The organism is Thermoanaerobacter sp. X514, from assembly GCF_000019065.1.
Lineage (GTDB): Bacteria > Bacillota > Thermoanaerobacteria > Thermoanaerobacterales > Thermoanaerobacteraceae > Thermoanaerobacter > Thermoanaerobacter pseudethanolicus.
In genome coordinates this window covers 237435-258325 of the sequence record NC_010320.1, presented here as the reverse complement: position 1 = coordinate 258325, position 20891 = coordinate 237435, and the positions used below count along the sequence as shown (strand labels likewise).

At 34.9% G+C, this 20891-nt stretch carries 16 protein-coding genes and 1 riboswitch; of the genes, 4 read left to right on the top strand and 12 right to left on the bottom strand.

The genetic code is table 11. The features are described from left to right. Positions 1 to 73: 73 nt before the first annotated feature. The 10 genes from TETH514_RS01230 to TETH514_RS01185 all read right to left on the bottom strand — a co-directional run bounded on the left by TETH514_RS01230 (position 74) and on the right by TETH514_RS01185 (position 13454). Entirely contained in the window at positions 74 to 2563 is a 2490-nt protein-coding gene (locus tag TETH514_RS01230) for a transglycosylase domain-containing protein (RefSeq protein ID WP_003867048.1), read from the bottom strand. Between the two features lie 154 nt (positions 2564 to 2717). Beyond that, complete coding sequence (locus TETH514_RS01225; RefSeq protein WP_009051896.1) at positions 2718 to 3887, bottom strand: iron-containing alcohol dehydrogenase; 1170 nt, start codon at positions 3885 to 3887, stop codon at positions 2718 to 2720. Between the two features lie 245 nt (positions 3888 to 4132). Beyond that, positions 4133 to 4876 carry an SIS domain-containing protein gene (locus tag TETH514_RS01220; RefSeq protein ID WP_009051898.1) on the bottom strand — a complete coding sequence of 248 codons (744 nt, stop codon included), beginning with the start codon at positions 4874 to 4876 and terminating at the stop codon, positions 4133 to 4135. A 15-nt stretch (positions 4877 to 4891) separates the two neighbouring features. Next, entirely contained in the window at positions 4892 to 5191 is a 300-nt protein-coding gene (locus TETH514_RS01215) for a PTS sugar transporter subunit IIB (protein WP_009051899.1), read from the bottom strand. A 17-nt stretch (positions 5192 to 5208) separates the two neighbouring features. Continuing rightward, positions 5209 to 6483, bottom strand: a complete 1275-nt coding sequence (locus tag TETH514_RS01210) for a PTS ascorbate transporter subunit IIC (protein WP_009051900.1) — start codon at positions 6481 to 6483, stop codon at positions 5209 to 5211. 92 nt (positions 6484 to 6575) lie between these two features. Continuing rightward, positions 6576 to 8693 carry a BglG family transcription antiterminator gene (locus TETH514_RS01205; protein WP_009051901.1) on the bottom strand — a complete coding sequence of 706 codons (2118 nt, stop codon included), beginning with the start codon at positions 8691 to 8693 and terminating at the stop codon, positions 6576 to 6578. A gap of 132 nt (positions 8694 to 8825) precedes the next feature. Then, complete coding sequence (locus tag TETH514_RS01200; protein ID WP_009051902.1) at positions 8826 to 9992, bottom strand: pyridoxal phosphate-dependent aminotransferase; 1167 nt, start codon at positions 9990 to 9992, stop codon at positions 8826 to 8828. A gap of 108 nt (positions 9993 to 10100) precedes the next feature. Further along, entirely contained in the window at positions 10101 to 10544 is a 444-nt protein-coding gene (locus TETH514_RS01195; RefSeq protein ID WP_003867059.1) for an OsmC family protein, read from the bottom strand. Between the two features lie 89 nt (positions 10545 to 10633). After that, a complete protein-coding gene (lpdA, locus tag TETH514_RS01190) occupies positions 10634 to 12289 on the bottom strand; it encodes a dihydrolipoyl dehydrogenase (RefSeq protein ID WP_009051903.1) in 1656 nt (551 codons plus the stop codon). A 184-nt stretch (positions 12290 to 12473) separates the two neighbouring features. Then, positions 12474 to 13454, bottom strand: a complete 981-nt coding sequence (locus tag TETH514_RS01185; protein WP_009051904.1) for a lipoate--protein ligase — start codon at positions 13452 to 13454, stop codon at positions 12474 to 12476. 93 nt (positions 13455 to 13547) lie between these two features. After that, positions 13548 to 13653, top strand: a riboswitch (glycine riboswitch). 148 nt (positions 13654 to 13801) lie between these two features. Between TETH514_RS01185 and gcvT the strand changes: the two genes are divergently transcribed. Genes gcvT through gcvPB form a run of 4 tightly spaced genes read left to right on the top strand, consistent with a single transcriptional unit; the run spans position 13802 to position 18100 of the window. Then, positions 13802 to 14908, top strand: coding sequence for a glycine cleavage system aminomethyltransferase GcvT (gene gcvT, locus TETH514_RS01180; RefSeq protein WP_006569280.1), 1107 nt, complete (start codon positions 13802 to 13804; stop codon positions 14906 to 14908). A 12-nt stretch (positions 14909 to 14920) separates the two neighbouring features. Further along, the gene (gcvH, locus tag TETH514_RS01175) at positions 14921 to 15301 is read left to right on the top strand and encodes a glycine cleavage system protein GcvH (RefSeq protein WP_003870812.1); all 381 of its coding nucleotides are present in this window, start codon (positions 14921 to 14923) and stop codon (positions 15299 to 15301) included. Between the two features lie 4 nt (positions 15302 to 15305). Next, positions 15306 to 16649, top strand: a complete 1344-nt coding sequence (gene gcvPA / locus TETH514_RS01170) for an aminomethyl-transferring glycine dehydrogenase subunit GcvPA (protein ID WP_009051905.1) — start codon at positions 15306 to 15308, stop codon at positions 16647 to 16649. Beyond that, positions 16646 to 18100, top strand: a complete 1455-nt coding sequence (gene gcvPB / locus TETH514_RS01165) for an aminomethyl-transferring glycine dehydrogenase subunit GcvPB (RefSeq protein ID WP_009051906.1) — start codon at positions 16646 to 16648, stop codon at positions 18098 to 18100. Before gcvPA ends, gcvPB begins: the two co-directional genes overlap by 4 nt. Positions 18101 to 18154: 54 nt before the next feature. Here the strand turns inward: gcvPB and TETH514_RS01160 are convergent, their stop codons facing one another. After that, positions 18155 to 19345, bottom strand: coding sequence for a sugar ABC transporter permease (locus tag TETH514_RS01160; protein ID WP_003870809.1), 1191 nt, complete (start codon positions 19343 to 19345; stop codon positions 18155 to 18157). 14 nt (positions 19346 to 19359) lie between these two features. After that, positions 19360 to 20883 (bottom strand): sugar ABC transporter ATP-binding protein, encoded by a 1524-nt coding sequence (locus TETH514_RS01155; RefSeq protein WP_009051907.1) that lies wholly within the window; start codon positions 20881 to 20883, stop codon positions 19360 to 19362. Positions 20884 to 20891 lie beyond the last annotated feature (8 nt).

Here is a 20891-nt window from a genome sequence, read left to right as displayed (position 1 = left end):
ATCTTAATTTAATAATAGCACATTTTATAAAAAAAGCATACTTGAAAGCTATGCTTTCAAGTATGCTTTTTTCTCATGGTATTGGATTTGTTGTGGAAGGAGGGTTATTACTAGGCGGACTAGTTTGAGAATTACCATTGTTAGGAGGCGGATTGGTCGTTTCTCCTCCAGGAGGTTGCTCTGTACCACCGTTATTAGCGGGCGGTGGTTGAGTATTATCCCCTGGAGCATCACCATTATCAGAATTCTGTGGTGGCGGAACAGTATCATCGTATTCTTTTGGAACCACATATTTTCCATCTAGTGCAACTGCATTCTGCGCTGGTGTTCTACCTGGTGGATCTATAAACACAGCATCTTTTACCAAATCAGGAGGAGTTAAATCCGTTGCTAGTTTACCATTTTGAGAATTTATTTTTGCTGTAACATGAACAGTGCAATAAGTTGTGGGTTGAGTACCCTGTGCAAAAATTTCAGTATAGGTTCTGTCACCTCTAGGATCCAAATGACACAAATCTGTAGGAAGTTCTCCTGAATCGCGACATACTGTTACAGAAATAATTCCTGGTGGCCTTACAAAATCTTTATATGGTAAATTTTTGTGTATCTGCATCATCACTGTTTTCCAAAATATTGCTGGATAAGAACCTCCTGTAACTCCTTTACCACCATATATCATTGCTATATTCTCCCCGGTTCCCATCCACACTGAAGCCGAATAATAAGGGGTAAACCCTGCAAACCAGGCATCATAATAGTTTTCATTTGTACCAGTTTTCCCTGCAACAGGCATATTAGGAAGTCTTGCATTCGTACCCGTCCCTCCAGGTTTTACAACCTCCTGCATCATATTTGTTAATATATAAGCATTTTGCGGACTTAAAACTATATGCTGGGAAGGTTTATTTTCTAAAATTACATTCCCTTCTGAGTCAGTAACCTTTGTAAATGTAATAGGAGATGTGTAAACTCCTCCATTTGCAATCGCTCCATAAGCAGCGGCCATTTGAAGTGGGGTAACTTCTCCACCTGCTCCAAGGGAAAGGGCAGCTGGTGATTTTTCAATTCTTTCCGTTATGTCAAGCCCAAATTTTTTGCCATATTCTGCAGCAGTATTAAGCCCTATCATCTCGACAACTATCCTTACAGCAGGTATATTTTGGGATACTTTTAAAGCTTCTCTGAAGGTCATAAGACCTTTATAAGTATTTCTACTATAATTGTGAGGCTCCCAATTCCACTGTTTGTAATAAACAGGAACATCATCAACAACTGTAGCAGCTGTATAGCCTTTCTCCAATGCTGGTCCATAAACTGTAATAGGCTTTATTGAAGAACCAGGTGGTCTGCCACCTGTAGTTGCATAATTGAAAACTCTTACTTTGCCCTGAGTTTCGTCAGTTTCTCTTCTCCCAACTATACCCTTAACTTCTCCTGTTCTCCAATCCATTACTACCATGGCACCTTGAACTATTCGAATGTTGCCTTCTTTATCTTTTAAATCAGCCGGAAAAAGTTTTGAGTTTTTGAAAGCTTCCTCCATAATATTTTGGATATTTACATCCATTGTCGTGTAAATTCTAAGACCACCATTGAATATTTTGTTCATAGCCTCTTCATACGATATGTTTAATTTTTGTGAAAGAGCATTAGCCACATCCTCTTTTACTTGATCTATGAAATATTTATGTTTATCGCTGACAACAGAATAATGTATATCAAACTCCAACTTTTCATTAATAGCCTCATCGTATTGTTCTTGTGTAATGTACCCTTGTTTAAGCATTTCTTTTAAAACAAGACGCTGCCTCTCTATTGCAGCTTCTTTGTTAGCTGCAGGCGAATACAAGGAAGGGTTCTTAGTTATACCAGCAATTAAAGCACTTTCTGCTAAATCTAACTCATTAACATGTTTGTTGAAATAAGCTCTTGCAGCTGCTTCCACTCCATATGCATTTACATTAGGTCCTCCAAGGTATATTGTGTTGAGATAAGCCTCTAGTATTTGTTCTTTTGAATATTTCTGTTCCAGTCTCCAAGCAAGAATCGCTTCTTTAATTTTTCTTGAAAGGGTTTTTTCACTGGAAAGCATGGTATTTTTTACAAGCTGTTGAGTTATAGTACTTGCACCTTCAACAGGTTTACCTCCCGCTTTAATATTTGCAATAAGAGCTCCAATGATTCTTTTTGGATCAATTCCTAAGTTATTTTGATAAAATCTTTGGTCCTCAATAGCAACGAAAGCATTTTGTAAATCTTTAGGTATTTGGTCTAATGGAACCCATATCCTATTACTTGCCCCAAACAAAGTTGCTACTTCTTCTCCGTTATCTGCATAAACAATAGAAGATTGGGCTTGCTTTGTTAAAGCTTCCTCAGATATCTCGGGAGTATCTTTAATTATTGTCCATACTTTAGCTCCAATAACCCCAGCAGCTGCAAATATTAGAATTATAAAAGTATATATGACAAATTTTATTATGTTTTTTGCCACGCTTTTCTTTTTAGTTTTATCCTTCTGTTTTCTCCTTTCACTTCGCTTTAAATTTGCGTTATTATCCATATTAAATCCCCCATATTAAAGTACTCTTCTGAAAGCATATAATGATTAATATAAATTATATCATAAATTCAGGCCATTTTTATGTCCAATTTGTAACAAATCATTAAAAATCCCATCAAAAAAGTCAGCCACTAATGACTGACTTTTTAAAAGCTTATTTTGCTAATTTATATATATTGATGACATCTTCCTTTCCTAACTTTATAAAATTACCAATTTTTTTGTTGCCGTTGTCTGTGCACTTATTTGCCATCTCTTCAAATCTGTCATCAGAAATGCCTGCTTCTTTGAGCGTAACAGGAAGACCAATCGCTTTAAAAAATTCTGTCATTCGTCTTATACCTTCTAATGCTATGTCTTCGAGGTTTTCATAAGCTAAATTCACATCCCATACTCTTACAGCAAATTGTACAAAGCGATTTATATCATGCTTGTATACGTACTTCATCCAGGCTGGAAAGATAATTGCAAGTCCTGCTCCATGGGCAATATCGTAAATAGCACTTAATTCATGTTCAATTTTATGGGAAGCCCAATCTCCTATCCTTCCTGTGCTTAGTAAATCATTGTGTGCAATGGTACCTGCCCACATAATTTCTGCCCTTGCATTATAATTTGTTGGGTCTTTTAGCACAATACGCACATTATTTATAACAGTTTTTAAAGTAGCCTCACAAAACCTATCAGTCAAATCAACACCTTTGACATTTGTAAAATATCTTTCCATGACGTGTGCCATAATATCTGCAACACCACAGGCCGTTTGATAATTTGGCAATGTATATGTAAGCTCTGGATTCATAATCGCAAACTTAGGTCTTATCAAGTCATGATGAAAACCTATTTTAAACCATCCGTTTTCATTTGTAATAACTGTAGCATCACTCGCTTCACTTCCTGTTGCAGGAATAGTTAAAATTACACCTACAGGTAAGGCCCTCTCAAGCTTCGCTCTTCCTACAAAAAAGTCCCACACGTTGCCATCATAAGGCACACCCATTGCAATAGCCTTTGCAGTGTCAATAACACTTCCTCCACCAACAGCTAAGATAAAATCGATATTGTTTTCTCGACATAGTTTTATTCCTTCCTGCACAAGACTAAGCCTTGGATTAGGCTTTACCCCTGATAGCTCTATAAACTCAATCTCAGCCTCTTTTAAAGAATTTACAACTTTATCATATAAGCCAGATTTTTTTATGCTTCCTCCACCATAACAAAACAACACTTTACTGCTATAATTTTTTACTTCACTTCCAACCTGATGTTCTGTTCCCTTACCAAAAATAATTTTTGTAGGGCTTGAAAAAACAAAGTTTTCCATAAAATCACTCCTCAATGTTTTTATTATTCTAATTTAATTATAATCTATTGAAGATCAATTTCAAAAAATTTATATCTTTTATTATCCATATTGTATAAAAATTCCTTCCCTTATCATTTACAAATTTACAAAATTAAAAGTCCTTGAACGTAAAGAAAAACGTCCAAGAACTTCATCATCTGTGAAACCTTCTGTTTCTAAAAAAATTAACCAACATAGCTTGCTCATTTTTAAAGCATTAAATCTCATAAATGTTTTACTCTTTTTTTATACTTTTCAATTAATTTTAAATTATGTTCATCTGCCCCTTCTATATTACCGCTCAAAAATACAGGAGGAACTAAATTCTTTTTTATCATAATAGAAACTATTTCAGCCTCTATCATATTTAATATAATGGTATTAAGTACAGTAGAAAGAGGAGAAAATGAAATTTCCAGAGTATCTTTTTTAATTTTTAACACTGCATCACCATAGTGCCCACAATTATCTATAACAATGTCTGTAATATCTTCAAGAAACTTGCCAGAAGAATGTCTAGAAAATGTTTTTTGTTTATATTCTTTTGAGGTTATCGCCACAACTTTTAACCCTCTACGTTTAGCTTCAATTGCTGCTTCAATTGGTGCTCCATTTCTGCCAGAATGAGAAACAATAATAATGCATTCTCCTTGTCGTAAATCATATCTGTCAAAAATCAATTTTATTATGTCTTCATTCCTCTCATAATAAGAACTTTTTAGTGCTCCTTCATGAAGCATTAATTCTGAAGGCAAAATAGGATTTACACAAGCAAGACCTCCTGCACGATAAAACAATTCTTCTGCGGCCATATGAGAATGGCCGCAGCCAAATACATGAAAAACACTGTCTTCTTCTTTTAGAAGAGAATTAGCTATTAACATTGCTGCCTCTTGTATATTTTTAATCTGAGTTGCTTTTATCTTTTCTACGCTTTTATAAACTTCATCAATATACTCTAATAACAATTTTTTATAGCCCCCTTAATTTTGTGCTTCTTTCACTTTATCTAATCCTTCAAGAAGTTTTTCTCTTAATTTTTCTTTATCAAAAAAATCATCAATAGCTATTACTACTTTTGCTATATTTTCCATTTTGTCTTTGTGAAACGTTTGAACAACAACTATATCAGCGTTAGTACTTTTTATACTCCCTATATCAGTATTTTCTACTTGCGCATTTATATCTAATTCTTTTAAAAGGTCTTCTATCATCATCTTAAGTATAAGACTGCTTCCCATACCTACACCGCATGCTGTTACAATTCTTATTCTGTCTTTCATCAACAAAACCTCCTAGGCTAAAATACCAACTTTATAAGTTTACCAATTCCTATTATTAGCCACATTATGATATACCAGTCAGGATCTGCAAGAACAGCAAGTTCAGGAGCAGTATTACTTAACATAGGCCAAGTCAGTGCTTGACCAAAAGCCAAAAATAAACCATTTATTGCTCCTCCAAATACAGCACCTTTCCATCCCCCAACTGCATTTCCAAATACTGCAGCACCAGCAGCAGGAAAGAAAAGCATTATCATTGAAGGAACTATTGTCGCAAATCCAGTTAACCCGAATATTATCATAAAGAGCAAAAATACTAGTGTTGAGCTAATAAAACCAATAAGAACTGCAGTAGGTGCATATGGAAATACTACTGGTACATCTAAAGCGGGTTTTGCACCAGGAATAAGTTTCTGCGATATTCCTCTAAAAGCAGGAACAATCTCGGCAAGAAAGAGTCTTACTCCATATAATAGAATAGTTATACCTGCGGCAAACTTAAATCCTTGAATTATTGCCCAAATAACAAAATTTAGATCTCCTGCTTGTTTTAATACAACTTCTCTTTCTGCAAAGAAACTAGCAACAAGCATTATTATCGTTATAATAAAAGCAGTTCCAACAGTAATATCTTTCATAAATTCAATTTTCTTTGGAATGTTCACTTTCTCAGTACTTTCTTCTGGTCTTCCAAATAAATGTCCAAAACATCCTGCTAAATAAGCAGCAATGGAAGAAGTATGGCCATAACCAATTTCATCACTATTTGTAACTTTCCTCATATATTTATGGAGATAAACAGGCTGAAAAGTCCAATAAAGTGCTATTAAAATCGCTCCTGTTAGTATTAAAGTACCTTGATTAATATTGGGAAATACTTCTAATAAACTTGCTGTAATAACAAGAGAAATCCACCACATTAAGTGTCCTGTTAAATATACAAATTTTGTATTAAATAGTTTTACAATAATGAGATGAATTAAAAAGCCAAGAGCCATTATTGAAACTGCAATACTTCCGAAGTTATTCGTAAAGTTTTGTAAAGTATTCTTAGCAACTGGGGCAGAAATATGAAATGCTGATGAAACTATCGTTTGAAAAGAAACAAGACCTGCTATAAAAACATCTGTCCCCGCTAGCATAATTAGTATACCTACCATTGCTTTTATAGTACCTGAAATTGTGTCTTGAAAAGATTTTTTCTGTAAAAGTAAACCAATCAATGTAACAAGACCTATTAAAACAGATACCTGATTAAACAAATTTTTAACCAAAAAATCAATTAATGCCATCAAATTCCCTCCTCTAAAAATAAACTATCTTTTATTTGTTTTCACATAGTAAATACCATTATCAAACACACAAACTCCATTTGACAAAATATCTACTTAATCAAATTTACCACTTCTTCAACGTCATTTGCCTCACATATTGTTTTTACCGTATTTTCATCTCCCAAAAGTTCTACCAGTTCAGACAATGCTTTAAGATGTGAAGAATGGTCGATTGCACAAAGGGAAACTACAATTTTTACTGGATCGTTTTCTTTATTGCCAAAGTTGACAGGATTTTTTAGTGTAATTAAGCTCATGCCTATTTTTTTAGCACCTGCTTCTGGCCTTGCGTGGGGCATCGCTATTCCTGGCGCAATAACAATGTAAGGGCCTATCTCTTTTACAGTGTTTATCATTGCATCAATATACCTCGGTTCAATTGCCCCGCTTTTCTCTAATAACTCACCTCCTATCCTCACTGCTTCCTCCCAATCTTTTGCCTCAACATTTAGTTTTATAGTATCCTTAGTCAAAAGGTCTTTTAACACTGGTTGTACAACTCCTCTCGTATTTTCATATGATGCTACATTTAAAAATTTTGATAAATCTTCTATTAACTTTTCACGATTGCCTATCACACAATGCTTTTCTATTATTTTTATTAAATCATTAATAACTGTCCCTTGCAGCTTAGGTTTAATAACAAGGTCTTTTAATAATTCTATGTCTTTCTCTGTAAGAAGCGGATTTACTTCAATGGTTTTAATACCTTCATAAGGAATTGGAACAGTAGATACTATTAGATCTATATCTTTTTCTTTCAATCTTTCTTTTACCTGATGGTATGCGACAGCATCTACTATATTCACATCAAAAACTGATTGTAATCTCGAAGAAAGAAGTTTCGCCGTACCTATTCCTGTACCACATACAACGAGGATATTAGGCTTAGGTGCTTTAGTAACTTTTAATCTTTCAATTGCAGCACCAAAATGTATTGTAAAATAACCTATTTCTTCGTCGTTTAATGCTTTGCCTGTATAATCTTCTAAAGGTTTTAAACTTTCTTTGACTATTTCAAACAATTCTTTATAATTTGCTTTAATCTCATCTAAAATGGGATTTTTTAATTTAAGTCCGTGTTTTAACCGGTATACTGTAGGCCTTAAATGGTCTAAAAGCCCTTCAAAAAGCTGTCTATCTCCTGATAAATCTTGGTGTATTTTGTTGGTGACATTTGTAATAATTTTTTCCGTCAATAACTGGTATTCAACCCAGTTTTCATTAGGATAAGGACGTGTTTTTGAGACATTACTTCCAAGAAGATGAACAGTAATATATCCGATTTCATCAAGAGGAATAGAAACTTTAAAATGGTCCTCCAACATTTTTGCAATATTTGATGCAACAGCAAATTCCTTTGTAATTTCCAAAGCTTTTAATTCTTCTTTTGGCATAATTATGTCTTTCCCTAGTTGAATCCTTTTAATCGCTATTGCTATGTGTATTACAAGGCCAGAAAATGCCGCATCCGAAAAAACAGTTTCCAGTTCTCTTTCTGCTATTTGTATGCATTCTTCGATATAAGGTATGTCTATATCTTCAAATAGCTTGGTAATTTGTTTATCAATTCCTACACTAGAACGAGTATAAATCGGAGATTTTACAATATCCAGCGCCTTATCAACGTCAATTGCCTCTGTTAGAAGTTCTATAGCAGCTCTTCGTAATCGTTTTTCATCCCCCACAACTTTGATTCCATATTTCGGTGCAGACTTTAACTGAAGTCCATGACGTGTAAGCCACTCTCTTACATCTTTTAAATCTTTTATAATGGTACTTCTTGACACCATCAATTTATCTGCAATGCTATTGATAGTGATGTAGTCTTTTTGCTGTATAAGTTCACTTAATATGATATTTACTCTTTCTTTTTGAGATAAGTTGTAATAATAAATATTGAGATTATCAAGAAGAGATAAAACTTTATTTCTGTATTCCAATAGTTCAGAAAATTTCACACCCACATTCGGTTTGCGTATCAATTGTGGCAAATTGTTGTACTTTAAAAACTCATCGATTGTATCAAGGTCGTATCTTATAGTTCTACTGCTTACATTGAATATTTTTGCAAGGTCAGAAATTTTAATAGGCGCATTAGAATTAATAAGTCTGATAAGGATTTGAGTACATCTTTCATTGAGTGTGATAATTATCACCTCTTTCATTTTAAATTATATTCTATTTATATTATTATGAAAAGCTTAACATTTTGCAATATAAATGTGGCAAAAATAAACTAAATAAATGGCATAAAATAAACTGCGGAAGGTAAGCTATTCACCTTCCGCAGTTTATTTTTAAAACTTTGACATAAATTCTTTCATTCTTTTTACTGCTTCTTCTAAGTTTTCCATAGAGGTTGCATAAGCCATGCGAACATATCCTTCACCATTTTCTCCAAAGGCATTTCCCGGCACAACTGCAACTTTTGCTTCGTAAAGGAGTCTCTTAGCAAATTCCATTGAGGTAAGGCCTGTCTTTTTTATTGAAGGGAATATGTAAAAAGCACCCTTTGGCTCAAAACAATCGAGTCCCATTTCTCTCACACTTTGAAGCAAATACTTTCTTCTTTTGTCGTACTCTTCTCTCATCATTAAAATATCTCCGTCCCCATTTTTTATAGCCTCTATACCCGCATACTGACACATCGTTGCTGCTGCTGTTACGCCGTATTGGTGTATTTTTGTCATATGTTTTATAAAATATTCTGGTGCCGCTATATATCCGAGACGCCAACCTGTCATCGCATAGGATTTAGAAAAACCGTTTATAGTAACCGTCCTTTCCCACATGTCTGGCAAAGATGCAAAACTTACATGTTCAAAACCACTGTATACTAGCTCAGAATAAATTTCATCAGTAACTACAATGAGGTCATACTTTTTGACCACTTCAGCTATCTTTTCCATCGCCTCTTTTGGCATTACTGCCCCAGTTGGATTATTAGGATAGGGTAAAATTAAGACTTTTGATCTGTCCGTAATGTACTTCTCTAAAACATCTGCCCTTAATACAAAATCATCCTCTTCATATGTTGGGACAAAAACGGATTTAGCACCTGCAAGAATTGTACAAGGATGGTATGCCACAAATGAAGGTTCTGGAATTAATACTTCGTCTCCTTCTTCTACCAAAGTATTTAAAGCAACGTATATAGCTTCAGTAGCCCCAATTGTAACTAAAATTTCTGTTTCCGGATTGTAAGAAAGGTTATACCTTCTATTAAGATAATTCGAAATTTCTTGCCTCAATTCAATAAGTCCAGGATTTACAGTGTACCCTGTTTTACCTTCATCGAGGGCTTTTTTCGCTGCTTCTCTTATATGCGCTGGCGTTACAAAATCCGGCTCTCCAATAGCAAGGGATATTGCTCCCGGCACCTCTCGCGCCATGTTAAAGAAATATCTTATGGTAGATATTTCTATAGATTTTGCTCTTTTTGCCACCTTGTCTTCAAAGTTCATCTCTAATCCTCCTAAAACAATAGTTTTATTATTATAGTTCTACAAAAATCTTAAAAATCCTCTATATAAAAAACACTCCAACTTAAAAAGGTGGAGTGCTTTTGACTATTATTCAACAATCACATCTGACAAAACTAATTTTACTGGATTTGCTAAAGAATCTCCTACTGGGCAGGTATTTTCTATAAACTTTGCAAATTCTTCTACTTTTTCTTTTGGGGCATCTGTCTTTATGTGCATTTTAAATCTTATTTCTTGAAAACCTGGTCTTACACCAGCTTTTCCCATAAATCCGTCTGTATCAAGGTCTCCTTCTAATTCTACCCAAAAACCTTGTAGATTTATGCCTTTCGCCTGTGCAAAAGCTGCCGCTACAATCGTCTGGCATGACCCTAAAGCGCAAAGTAAAGCCTCAACAGGATTCATCCCTTTATTCGTGCCGCCTAGCTCTTTAGGTTCATCTAAGATTATTTTAAAGCCTCTTACCTCGCTTTCAACTGCTAATCCCTCTGGCAATTTCCTTGAAACTGCTTTAAATGTTTCAATTGCCATTTTAAACTCCTCCTTTTATTTTTCAAAGTTTATGTATTTCGAAAGCCCTTTAAGAGCTTCGAAAGCACTATAGATAAATAACGTTAAAATTATACTTTGTGTACAGACTCCCCGAAAATATCCTTAACAGCTTCCATAATAGTTTCGCTTCGGGTAGGATGGGCATAAACCGCTTTCTTCAAAGCTTCTGCATCCACACCTTCTTGGCAGGCTGTTGAAAGTATGTGGATAAGTTCAGAAGCTCCACTACCTACCACCCACACACCGACTACTTCTCCTTTTTCGTTTGAAATTACTTTTGCAAAACCTTCCGTTTCTCCATATGTCTTTGCTCTCCCATTGTGTTCAAAATTAAATCTTCCCACTTTTATATCTTTAAATTTCTTTCTCGCCTCTTCTTCGGTATAGCCAAAATACCCAATCTCTGGTTCTGTAAATACTGCTGCAGGTATTTTCATATAGTCTAATGTATTTGATTCACCAAAAATGTTGTCAACTGCTACCTCCCCTTGTGCAGAAGCCACATGGGCTAACATCATTTTGCCTGTAACATCACCTACTGCATAAACCCCTTCTACATTTGTCCTCATGTACTCATCAACTTTAATAGCTTTCCCTTCAAAATCTAATAGTTCTACAATTGGACCAATATCTGTATTTAACTTCCTCCCTATAGACACAAACACTTTATCTGCGTATATGCGTTTTATATTTTCACCATTTTTAACTGTTACTATACTTCCGCCATTTTCTTCTTCATCTATTCTCTCAACCGTTGAAGAAGTATATATCTTGATTCCTCTTTTTTGAGCTATTGCCCTAATAAAAGAACTTACTTCTTTATCAAGGATGGGCAGAATGTCAGGCATCATCTCAACAACAGACACTTTCACTCCAAATTGGTTCATTATAAAGGCGAATTCCATGCCTATTACTCCGCCACCTATAATACATAAGCTTTGAGGCAAAGAGGTAATTTCAAGAATAACATCGCTATTCATGACATTTTTGGAGTTAATGCCTTCGATAGGAAGTTCAGCAGGTGATGACCCCGTTGCAATGATAATATTTTTCGCTTTAATTTTGTTTTCTCCAAAGAGCACATTCTTTTCCTTGTCAACTTTTGCTTCAGCGTAAAACAAATCCACTCCATTGGCTTTAAGTAAAGCATTTATACCTTCTGTCAGCTCTCCTACAATGTCATTTTTTCTTTTTACAATTTTAGCGTAATCAAAAGAATTTACTTTCACATCAAATCCAAATTCTCCTGACCGTTTTAAAATGTCATACACTTCAGCAATTCTCGCATAAGCTTTTGTTGGTATGCATCCTCTGTTTAAACAGGTGCCACCTAATTTATCCTTCTCAAACAAAGCCACTTTTGCACCTTTTTTAGCAGCTTTAATAGCAGCCACATATCCCCCTGGTCCAGCCCCTATGACAGCTAAATCATATTCTTTGTATTCATATTTAATTTCTTTTTGGGTGGCAGAAGGCTTTACTTCTTCAGACTGTGTAACAATTGCAATAACATCTCCCGGTTCAACTGTACTTCCAGCAGGACAAACAATTTTTGAAATAATGCCTTCATAGTCACTGTATACTTCAAAATTTACTTTATTTACTGCTATATCACATAGACAAGAGTCTTTTTCTACGTATTGTCCTTCTTCTACGTACCATTTTGTAATTCGCCCACTTTTCATCGTATCTGACAAAGCAGGTATTTTTATTTCTATTTCCATCTATATATACCTCCAATACTTTCTGTTTCATCAATCACTTACAAATCGTATCTCTTGTAATAGCTCCCCATTAGGGAGGGGATTAAATTTGATAAAATAAAAACGCCAATTATTTAACAATTTCCTTCATATATATCTTATCACTTTTTAGTTAAAAATTCAACAATTTAAAAATATTTTTTTATCAAAACATCACTTCTATTAAATTGTCAACAGTTATGTTGGCAAAATAATCGTTTATATCAATATTTGAAAGTACTTTTTTTATTTCCTCTTCTGAATGCTTTACTCCTTTCAAAAGGTTTTCTATCTCTGAAACATCGTATTTTCCAAAAAAGTCTCCATAAATTTTTATATCTTTTATTATTCCCTTTTCTACATTTAAATTTACTTCTACAGTGCCACCAGTAAATTTTTTCTCATTTTTAAAACTGTAATCTGGCGATGTTCCAAAATTCCATTCCCATGTGCTATACTTTTCTTTAACCAATTTCTCTATTTTTTTTATGTCTTCCTGCGTAAATTCATACATTTCCCTTCCACCGGTTTGTTCTCTAATGTGATTCATAATGAGGTCTATAAACTGTTCTATTGTAATAGGCTCTTTTAGATGCTCACTTATATTTGTAACTCTTTTAGACACAGATTTTACACCTTTATCTTCAAATTTTACAGGTCGCACTTTCAGTGCTGCTGACAAATCTGTAATGCTGGAAGAAAACAAAAGTGTTCCATGGTGTAATATCCTATTTTTGTAATAATACTGCGCATTTCCTGAAATTTTTTTGCCGTCAATTGTTATGTCATTTCTCCCTGAAAACTCAGCATTAACAGAAAGTTTTCTAAGCACATCTATAATTGGCTGTGTAAATCTTTTAAAATCACTGAAACTGCTGACATCCTCATTTACTATAAAAGTAAAATTTAAATTGCCGAGGTCGTGAAAAACCGCTCCTCCACCCGATAATCTTCTGACAACTGGAATTTTATGTTGTCGCACATAATCCAAATTTATTTCCGCTAATGTGTTTTGATTTTTGCCTACTATAATGCTAGGTTCATTTCTCCATAACATGAAACATTCTTCTTGGAATTCTTTTAAAACGTACTCTTCAGCAGCTAAATTAAAATAAGGATTTGTGTTCTTATTGTAAATATATAACATATCCACCTCTCCTTGTTTTGATTATTGACTATTACAGGGAATATAATATAATAAAAGTATAGCATATTTTAAAAAAATTTAATACTGTTCTAGATGAAGATAGCGAGAGATATCTTTGTAAAAAGATAGCCGAAGGGGAAATATAAAGGCCCGCCAAGCCTTTATAGAAGCTCTCAGGCAAAAGTATCGCTATCGGATAGACCTCTGGAAAGTCTCGCAAGAGCACCGAAGGAGCAATACATAAGTAGAAGCTCTCAGGTCAAAAAACAGAGGAGTTGTGATGGCATATTCTCTTGTTGTGCTCATCATAACTCCTCTTTTAAATTTTATGAAAGGGTGTGGTATGTTTGGATAACCTCAAAAAAACACCTCTTTTTGAACTTTACAAAAAATATAATGGAAAAATCATTGACTTTGCAGGATGGGCTCTCCCTGTTCAGTTTGAAAGTATAATCTCTGAACACGAAGCAGTGAGAAATGCTGCAGGACTCTTTGATGTTTCTCACATGGGAGAAATAACTGTAAAAGGAAGAGAAGCTTTTAACTTTTTGCAAAATCTCATAACAAATGATTTGTCAAAACTAAAAGGCAATCAAGTCCTTTATACTTTTATGTGCAATTACAATGGCGGCGTTGTAGATGACTTATTAGTCTACAAATATTCTGATGAACACTTCTACTTGGTTGTAAATGCGGCTAATATAGAAAAGGATTACAAATGGATGAAAGACAATAAAGGCGTATATGAGGTAGAAATAGAAAACATTTCAGATGAAGTAGCAGAACTTGCCATACAAGGCCCAAAAGCAGAAGAAATACTTCAAAAACTTACAGATACTGATCTTTCAGAAATTAAATTTTTCTGCTTTAAAGACAATGTAAAAATAGCTGGAATTGAATGCCTGGTATCAAGAACAGGATATACGGGTGAAGATGGCTTTGAAATTTACATGCCTAATAAATACGCAGTAGAATTGTGGGAAAAAATAGTGGAAGTTGGAAAAGAATATGGACTTAAACCGGCAGGATTAGGGGCAAGAGATACTTTGAGATTTGAAGCAGGTTTACCTCTATACGGAAATGAACTTTCAGAAGAAATAACTCCTTTAGAAGCAGGTTTTGAGTTTTTCGTCAAATTTGACAAGGGCAATTTTATCGGAAAAGATGCTCTACTAAAGCAAAAAGAAGAAGGGCTTAAGCGTAAAATCGTGGGATTTGAAATGATAGACAATGGAATTCCAAGACATGGTTATGAAGTGCGTGCTCACAATCAAAAAATCGGCTATGTAACAACAGGGTATTTCTCTCCTACACTAAAGAAAAATATAGGTCTTGCATTGATTGATTCAAAATATGCCCAATTAGGAAATCAAATTGAAATTGTGATAAGAAATAAGCCACTTAAGGCTTTAATCATAAGCAAAAACTTTTACAAGAAAAATTATAAAAAATAGGAGGTTTTTGGTATGGAAGTTTTAGAAGGCTTGTATTACTCAAAAGACCACGAATGGGTCAAAGTAGAAGGAGATAAAGCATACATAGGAATAACTGACTATGCACAGCATTCCTTAGGAAACATAGTGTACATTGAGCTTCCAGAAGTAGGTGCAGAACTCTCGGCTGGCGATGTACTTGGAGTCGTAGAATCTGTAAAAGCTGCATCTGATGTTTACACACCTGTAGATGGAAAAGTACTTGAAGTAAACAATGCTATCGTTGACGACCCCTCTTTAGTAAACAATGACCCCTATGGCAGTTGGATGGCATTAGTAGAACTCAAAGACAAGTCACAGCTTGATAATTTGATGACAGCCGAAGAATATAAAAAATTTTTAGATGAGGAGTGAGAGCATGTTTCCTTACCTTCCTGCCTCCTCCAATGACGAAAAAGAAATGCTTAAAACAATAGGAAAAAATTCTATAGAAGAGCTATTTGAAAACATACCTCAAGAAGTTCGCTTAAAAAGGCCTTTAAATCTTGGAAATCCAATGTCAGAAGTAGAACTTACAGCTCACATAAAGAAATGCGCCAAAGAAAATAAAAGCCTTGAAGAGCTGACAAGTTTTTTAGGCGCTGGAGTATATGACCATTACATTCCTTCTGTGGTAAAGCACATAATATCTCGTTCTGAATTCTACACGGCCTACACTCCTTACCAGCCAGAAATAAGCCAAGGAACACTACAAGCTATCTTTGAGTACCAGACAATGATTACAAAACTTACAGGAATGGAAGTCACAAACGCTTCAATGTACGACGGAGCAACAGCCTGCGCAGAAGCTGCAATTATGGCTTGTGAAAACACCAAAAGGAAGTCTATAATAGTTTCAAAAACTGTAAATCCAGAAACGCGAAAAGTTTTAAAGACTTATATGCATTTTAGAGATATCCAAGTAATTGAAATAGACGATAATGAAGGAGTAACAGATTTAGAAAAATTAAAAGCGGAAATTGGGACTAACACTGCGGCAGTAATTGTACAGTATCCTAATTTCATGGGAATCATCGAAGACCTGCAAGAAATTGAGAAAATAACCCATGAAAATAAAGCAATGTTGATAACTTACGTACATCCAATACCTCTCGGCATACTTAAATCGCCAGGAGAAATTGGCGCAGATATAGCTGTAGGAGACGGTCAGTCTCTTGGCAATGGGTTAAATTTTGGTGGCCCTTATCTTGGTTTTTTAGCTACAACACAAAAGCTTGTGCGGAAAATGCCAGGAAGAATAGTAGGCCAGACAAAAGACGTAGATGGTAGACGTGCTTTTGTGCTTACTTTGCAAGCAAGAGAGCAACACATAAGAAGGGAAAAAGCCACTTCGAATATATGCTCAAACCACTCATTAAATGCCTTAACAGCTGCAGTGTATCTAGCAACTATGGGCAAAAAAGGTATAAAAGAAGTGGCTTATCAGTGCACTCAAAAGGCTCATTACGCTTTTTCAATGCTTACCGCATCAGGAAAATATAAACCTGCTTTTAACAAGCCCTTCTTTATGGAATTTGCATTAAAGGCTGATGTAGATGTAGACTTAATTAATAAAAAACTTTTAGAAAAGGGCATATTAGGCGGATACAACCTCCACAGAGATTACGACAAATACAAAAATACAATGTTACTGGCCTTTACAGAAAAAAGGACAAAAGAAGAAATTGATGAGTTAAAAGCTCTGTTGGAGGTGATAGAATGAAAGAGTACAATAAATTGATATTTGAATTGTCAAAGAAAGGAAGAAAAGCCTACACTCTCCCTAAGTTGGATATAGAAGAAAAACCTTTAGAAGACATACTTCCGCAACAAATGATGAGAAAAGAAGAAATAGAGCTTCCCGAAGTAAGTGAAGTAGACATAATAAGACATTACACCCTTTTGTCAAATAAAAACTACGGCGTCGATACGGGTTTTTATCCATTAGGTTCTTGTACTATGAAGTACAATCCTAAAATAAATGAAGACATGGCATCCCTTATCGGTTTTACAGCTCTACATCCCTATCAACCAGTAGAAACTGTGCAAGGCGCTTTGAAACTCATGTATGAATTAGAAAACATGCTCTCTGAAATAACTGGAATGGACAAATTTTCATTACAGCCTGCTGCAGGTGCCCACGGAGAATTGACGGGACTCATGATAATTAAGGCCTATCACGAACACAGAAATGACAAAAAACGTAAAAAAATAATCGTGCCAGACTCTGCTCATGGTACTAACCCCGCCAGTGCAGCAGTTGCAGGTTTTGACGTTATTGAAATTAAGTCTAACAAAGAAGGTGCAATAGACCTTGAGGCGTTAAAAGCCGTTTTAAATGAGGAAGTAGCAGGACTTATGCTTACAAACCCCAGCACTTTAGGGCTTTTTGAAGAAAATATAGTAGAAATCGCAAGACTAGTACACGAAGCAGGAGGACTTTTGTATTACGATGGTGCAAATCTAAATGCTATAATGGGAATCACACGCCCTGGAGACATGGGATTTGACGTTGTACATCTAAATCTTCACAAGACCTTCTCTACACCTCATGGCGGTGGTGGCCCGGGTTCTGGACCTGTAGGTGTCAAAAAAGAGCTTGCCGACTTTTTGCCAGTGCCTGTAATAGAATTTAAAGACGGCATATATAGCTTAAACTATGATAGGCCGCTTTCTATTGGAAAAGTGAGAAGCTTTTATGGCAACTTCAATGTGCTTATAAAGGCTTATTCCTACATTTTAACTATGGGAGCTGAAGGACTTAAGAGAGCCAGCGAAATGGCAGTTTTAAATGCTAATTATCTTAAAGAAAAACTCAAAAATCACTACAAAGTCGCTATTGACAAAGTATGCATGCATGAATTTGTTTTAGCTGGTCTTTTAGAAAAAGTCAATGATATCACAACATTAGATGTAGCTAAAAGACTTATAGATTACGGTTTCCATCCACCCACAATATATTTCCCATTAATTGTTGACAGCGCCATAATGGTAGAGCCTACTGAAACAGAAAGTAAAGAAACATTAGACGCTTTCATTGAAGCAATGATTAAAATAGCAGAGGAAGCAAAAGAAAATCCGCAACTTTTAAAAGAAGCTCCACACAACACGCCTGTAAGAAGGGTTGATGAGGTACTGGCTGCAAGAAATCCTGTTTTAAAGTGGAGCAAATAGAGGGGGACCATTGAAAAAGCGGGGGATAAAAAAGACGGGACATACCCGTCTTTTTTATCTTTCCTTGCTGCGAGTTGCTACATCAAATATGACAGCGGCAGCCAAAACTATTCCAAGAATTATATATTGAAGCGAAATATCCACTCCTAGAAGATTCATTCCATTAGTCAAAGTTGACATAACAAATGCTCCAATCAATGAGTTGATTACTTTTCCCACTCCGCCTGCTGCAGATACTCCTCCTATATAAGCTCCAGCAATAGCATAAAGTTCAAAAAGAGTACCAGCAGTAGTTGTAGCTGATTGAAGTCTGGAAGCAAACAATATTCCTGATAAACCTGAAAGAAAACCCATCGAAGCAAAGACAATAAGGGTAATTTTTTTCACATTAATTCCACTTAAAGCAGCCGCTTCTGGATTACCACCTACTGCATAAATATGTCTTCCCAAAACGGTTCTATTAGTAATAAAACTATAAATAACTGTGGTAATTATCATAATTACAAGGGTCCATGAAATCCCTCGATGAGCTGCTAAAATAAAAGTTATATATAACAATAAAGCATCAATAAAAAGCAATTCGATAAGGAAAATGTCTAGTGGAAGTACATCAAATCCTCTTTTAATTTGTTGGGCTCTATTCTTAAGAGAAAAATAAACAATTAGCACTGCTGCTACAATACCCACTAACAATGTAAGCTTATGATAATTAGGTAAAATATTATTTATAAAAGGCAAGTCTGGAATAAAACCGTTGCCTATAGCATTAAAAGTTTTATTGGTAATTATAATAGTTCCAGATCCTTTTGTAGCCAACAAAAGAGCGCCACGATAAGCTAACCAACCTGCTAAAGTAGCAACAAAAGCTGGGATTCTTAAGTAGGTTACTAGCGAACCGTTTAGTAATCCAGCTAATGTTCCTAATCCTAGCACTATTATAATGGCTGATAAAGCAGAAAAGTGATAAAATTGCATCAATATAGCTGCAATTGCTCCTAAAAATCCAGACAAAAATCCTACAGAAAGGTCAATATGTCGTATAACAATAATTAAAGTTTCTCCAATTGCAAGAACAGCTATATATCCCGTCTGGTCCACAAGATTACTAATATTTACAGGTGATAAAAAATCGCCGCCAGAGAGGGCCGCAAAAACAGCCATTATTGCAAAAAGTGCTATAAACATAGCATAATCTCTTACATGATCTTTCAAAAATTCTTTTAAATGGCGAATAAATTCCTTCAATCTTAAACCCTCCTTTAGCTCACGGCATAAGCCATTACGATTTCTTGATTGGCTTCTTCTGATTTCAATTCCCCTGTAATTTTACCTTTGCTCATTATATATATTCTATCACTCATTCCCAATATTTCCGGTAATTCAGAGGATATAAGGAGAATGGCTTTGCCTTCACTTGCTAATTCTCTTATTAATGTGTATATTTCATATTTTGCGCCAACATCTATACCTCTTGTAGGTTCATCCAAAATAATGACATCTGGTTCAGCAAAAAGGCCTTTAGCTACCAAAACTTTTTGCTGAGTCCCTCCGCTCAAAGTAGAAACATTAACTTCAACATTACGAGCTTTTATATTAAGTCTTTTCTGAAAACCTTGGGCTATTTCTATCTCTTTGGCTTCATCAACTGTAATTCCTTTCTTCAAAGCTTTTAAATTCGCCAAACTTATATTTTCCTTTATGCTGTTTATCAAAATCAGCCCTTTTTCTTTTCGATCCTCCGTTAAATAAAGCACTCCCTGCTTAATTGCATCTTCCGGAGTCTTAAACTTTACTTTTCTGCCCTTTAATATTATATCTCCAGAAATAATGTAGCCATATGGATTCCCAAAAAGGCTAAGTCCAAATTCTGTACGTCCAGCACCAACTAATCCAAATAACCCTACTATTTCTCCTTTTTTTAATACAATATTTGCATCTTTTACTAAATAGCGGCCTGTATTGGGTTCAACTACATTCCATTTTTTAATTTCCATTATAGGTTCATCTAGAGGTTTGGCTATAGGCATTGGATAAAGATTTGTAATCTCTCTTCCAACCATATGTTTTATTATCTTTTTTTCATCTACTTCTTCAGTTTTGCAATTAAAATAGGCTACTGTTTGCCCATCTCGTAAAACAGTTATAGAATCCGCCACTTTCAAAACTTCTTTTAATCTATGACTTATAAGAATAATTGTAACTCCTTGTTCTTTAAGTTCTTTTAAAAGAATAAGGAGATTTTCACTTTCAGTTTCACTCAAAGCAGAAGTTGGCTCATCCAAAATTAATACTTTGGGATTTTTTGAAAGTGCTTTTGCTATTTCAACAAGCTGCTGCATACTCACGCTAAGGTCTTTAACCTTTGCAGTAGGATTAATATTTTCACCTTTGACTTTTGATAAAAGTTGTCGTGCTTTTTCTATCTCATCAAAAATATCTATCACACTTCCCTTTTTAATTTCATTTCCCAAAAAGATATTCTCATATACTGTCATCTCTGGAACTAAAGAAAGTTCTTGATGGATAATGGAAATTCCGGCTTTTTCACTGTCTTTTATGCTAAAAAATCTTACAGGGTATCCCTCAAGTCTTATCTCTCCTTCGTATTCACCATAAGGGTATACCCCGCTTAAGATTTTCATTAAAGTACTTTTGCCGGCTCCATTTTCTCCAACTAAACAATGTATCTCCCCTGGTTGAACTTTAAAATTTACACCAAATAATACTTGTACACCTGAAAAACTTTTACTTACGTTTACAAGCTCTATAAGCGGGGTACCCATTCTCTACA

What these genes read in the sequence shown, in the direction of transcription:
- TETH514_RS01230 (WP_003867048.1), bottom strand. Translation starts at nt 2,563, where the DNA reads ATGGATAATAACGCAAATTTAAAGCGAAGTGAAAGGAGAAAACAGAAG.
- TETH514_RS01225 (WP_009051896.1), bottom strand. Translation starts at nt 3,887, where the DNA reads ATGGAAAACTTTGTTTTTTCAAGCCCTACAAAAATTATTTTTGGTAAG.
- TETH514_RS01215 (WP_009051899.1), bottom strand. Translation starts at nt 5,191, where the DNA reads ATGAAAGACAGAATAAGAATTGTAACAGCATGCGGTGTAGGTATGGGA.
- TETH514_RS01210 (WP_009051900.1), bottom strand. Translation starts at nt 6,483, where the DNA reads ATGGCATTAATTGATTTTTTGGTTAAAAATTTGTTTAATCAGGTATCT.
- TETH514_RS01205 (WP_009051901.1), bottom strand. Translation starts at nt 8,693, where the DNA reads ATGAAAGAGGTGATAATTATCACACTCAATGAAAGATGTACTCAAATC.
- TETH514_RS01200 (WP_009051902.1), bottom strand. Translation starts at nt 9,992, where the DNA reads ATGAACTTTGAAGACAAGGTGGCAAAAAGAGCAAAATCTATAGAAATA.
- TETH514_RS01195 (WP_003867059.1), bottom strand. Translation starts at nt 10,544, where the DNA reads ATGGCAATTGAAACATTTAAAGCAGTTTCAAGGAAATTGCCAGAGGGA.
- lpdA (WP_009051903.1), bottom strand. Translation starts at nt 12,289, where the DNA reads ATGGAAATAGAAATAAAAATACCTGCTTTGTCAGATACGATGAAAAGT.
- TETH514_RS01185 (WP_009051904.1), bottom strand. Translation starts at nt 13,454, where the DNA reads ATGTTATATATTTACAATAAGAACACAAATCCTTATTTTAATTTAGCT.
- gcvH (WP_003870812.1), top strand. Translation starts at nt 14,921, where the DNA reads ATGGAAGTTTTAGAAGGCTTGTATTACTCAAAAGACCACGAATGGGTC.
- gcvPA (WP_009051905.1), top strand. Translation starts at nt 15,306, where the DNA reads ATGTTTCCTTACCTTCCTGCCTCCTCCAATGACGAAAAAGAAATGCTT.
- gcvPB (WP_009051906.1), top strand. Translation starts at nt 16,646, where the DNA reads ATGAAAGAGTACAATAAATTGATATTTGAATTGTCAAAGAAAGGAAGA.
- TETH514_RS01155 (WP_009051907.1), bottom strand. Translation starts at nt 20,883, where the DNA reads ATGGGTACCCCGCTTATAGAGCTTGTAAACGTAAGTAAAAGTTTTTCA.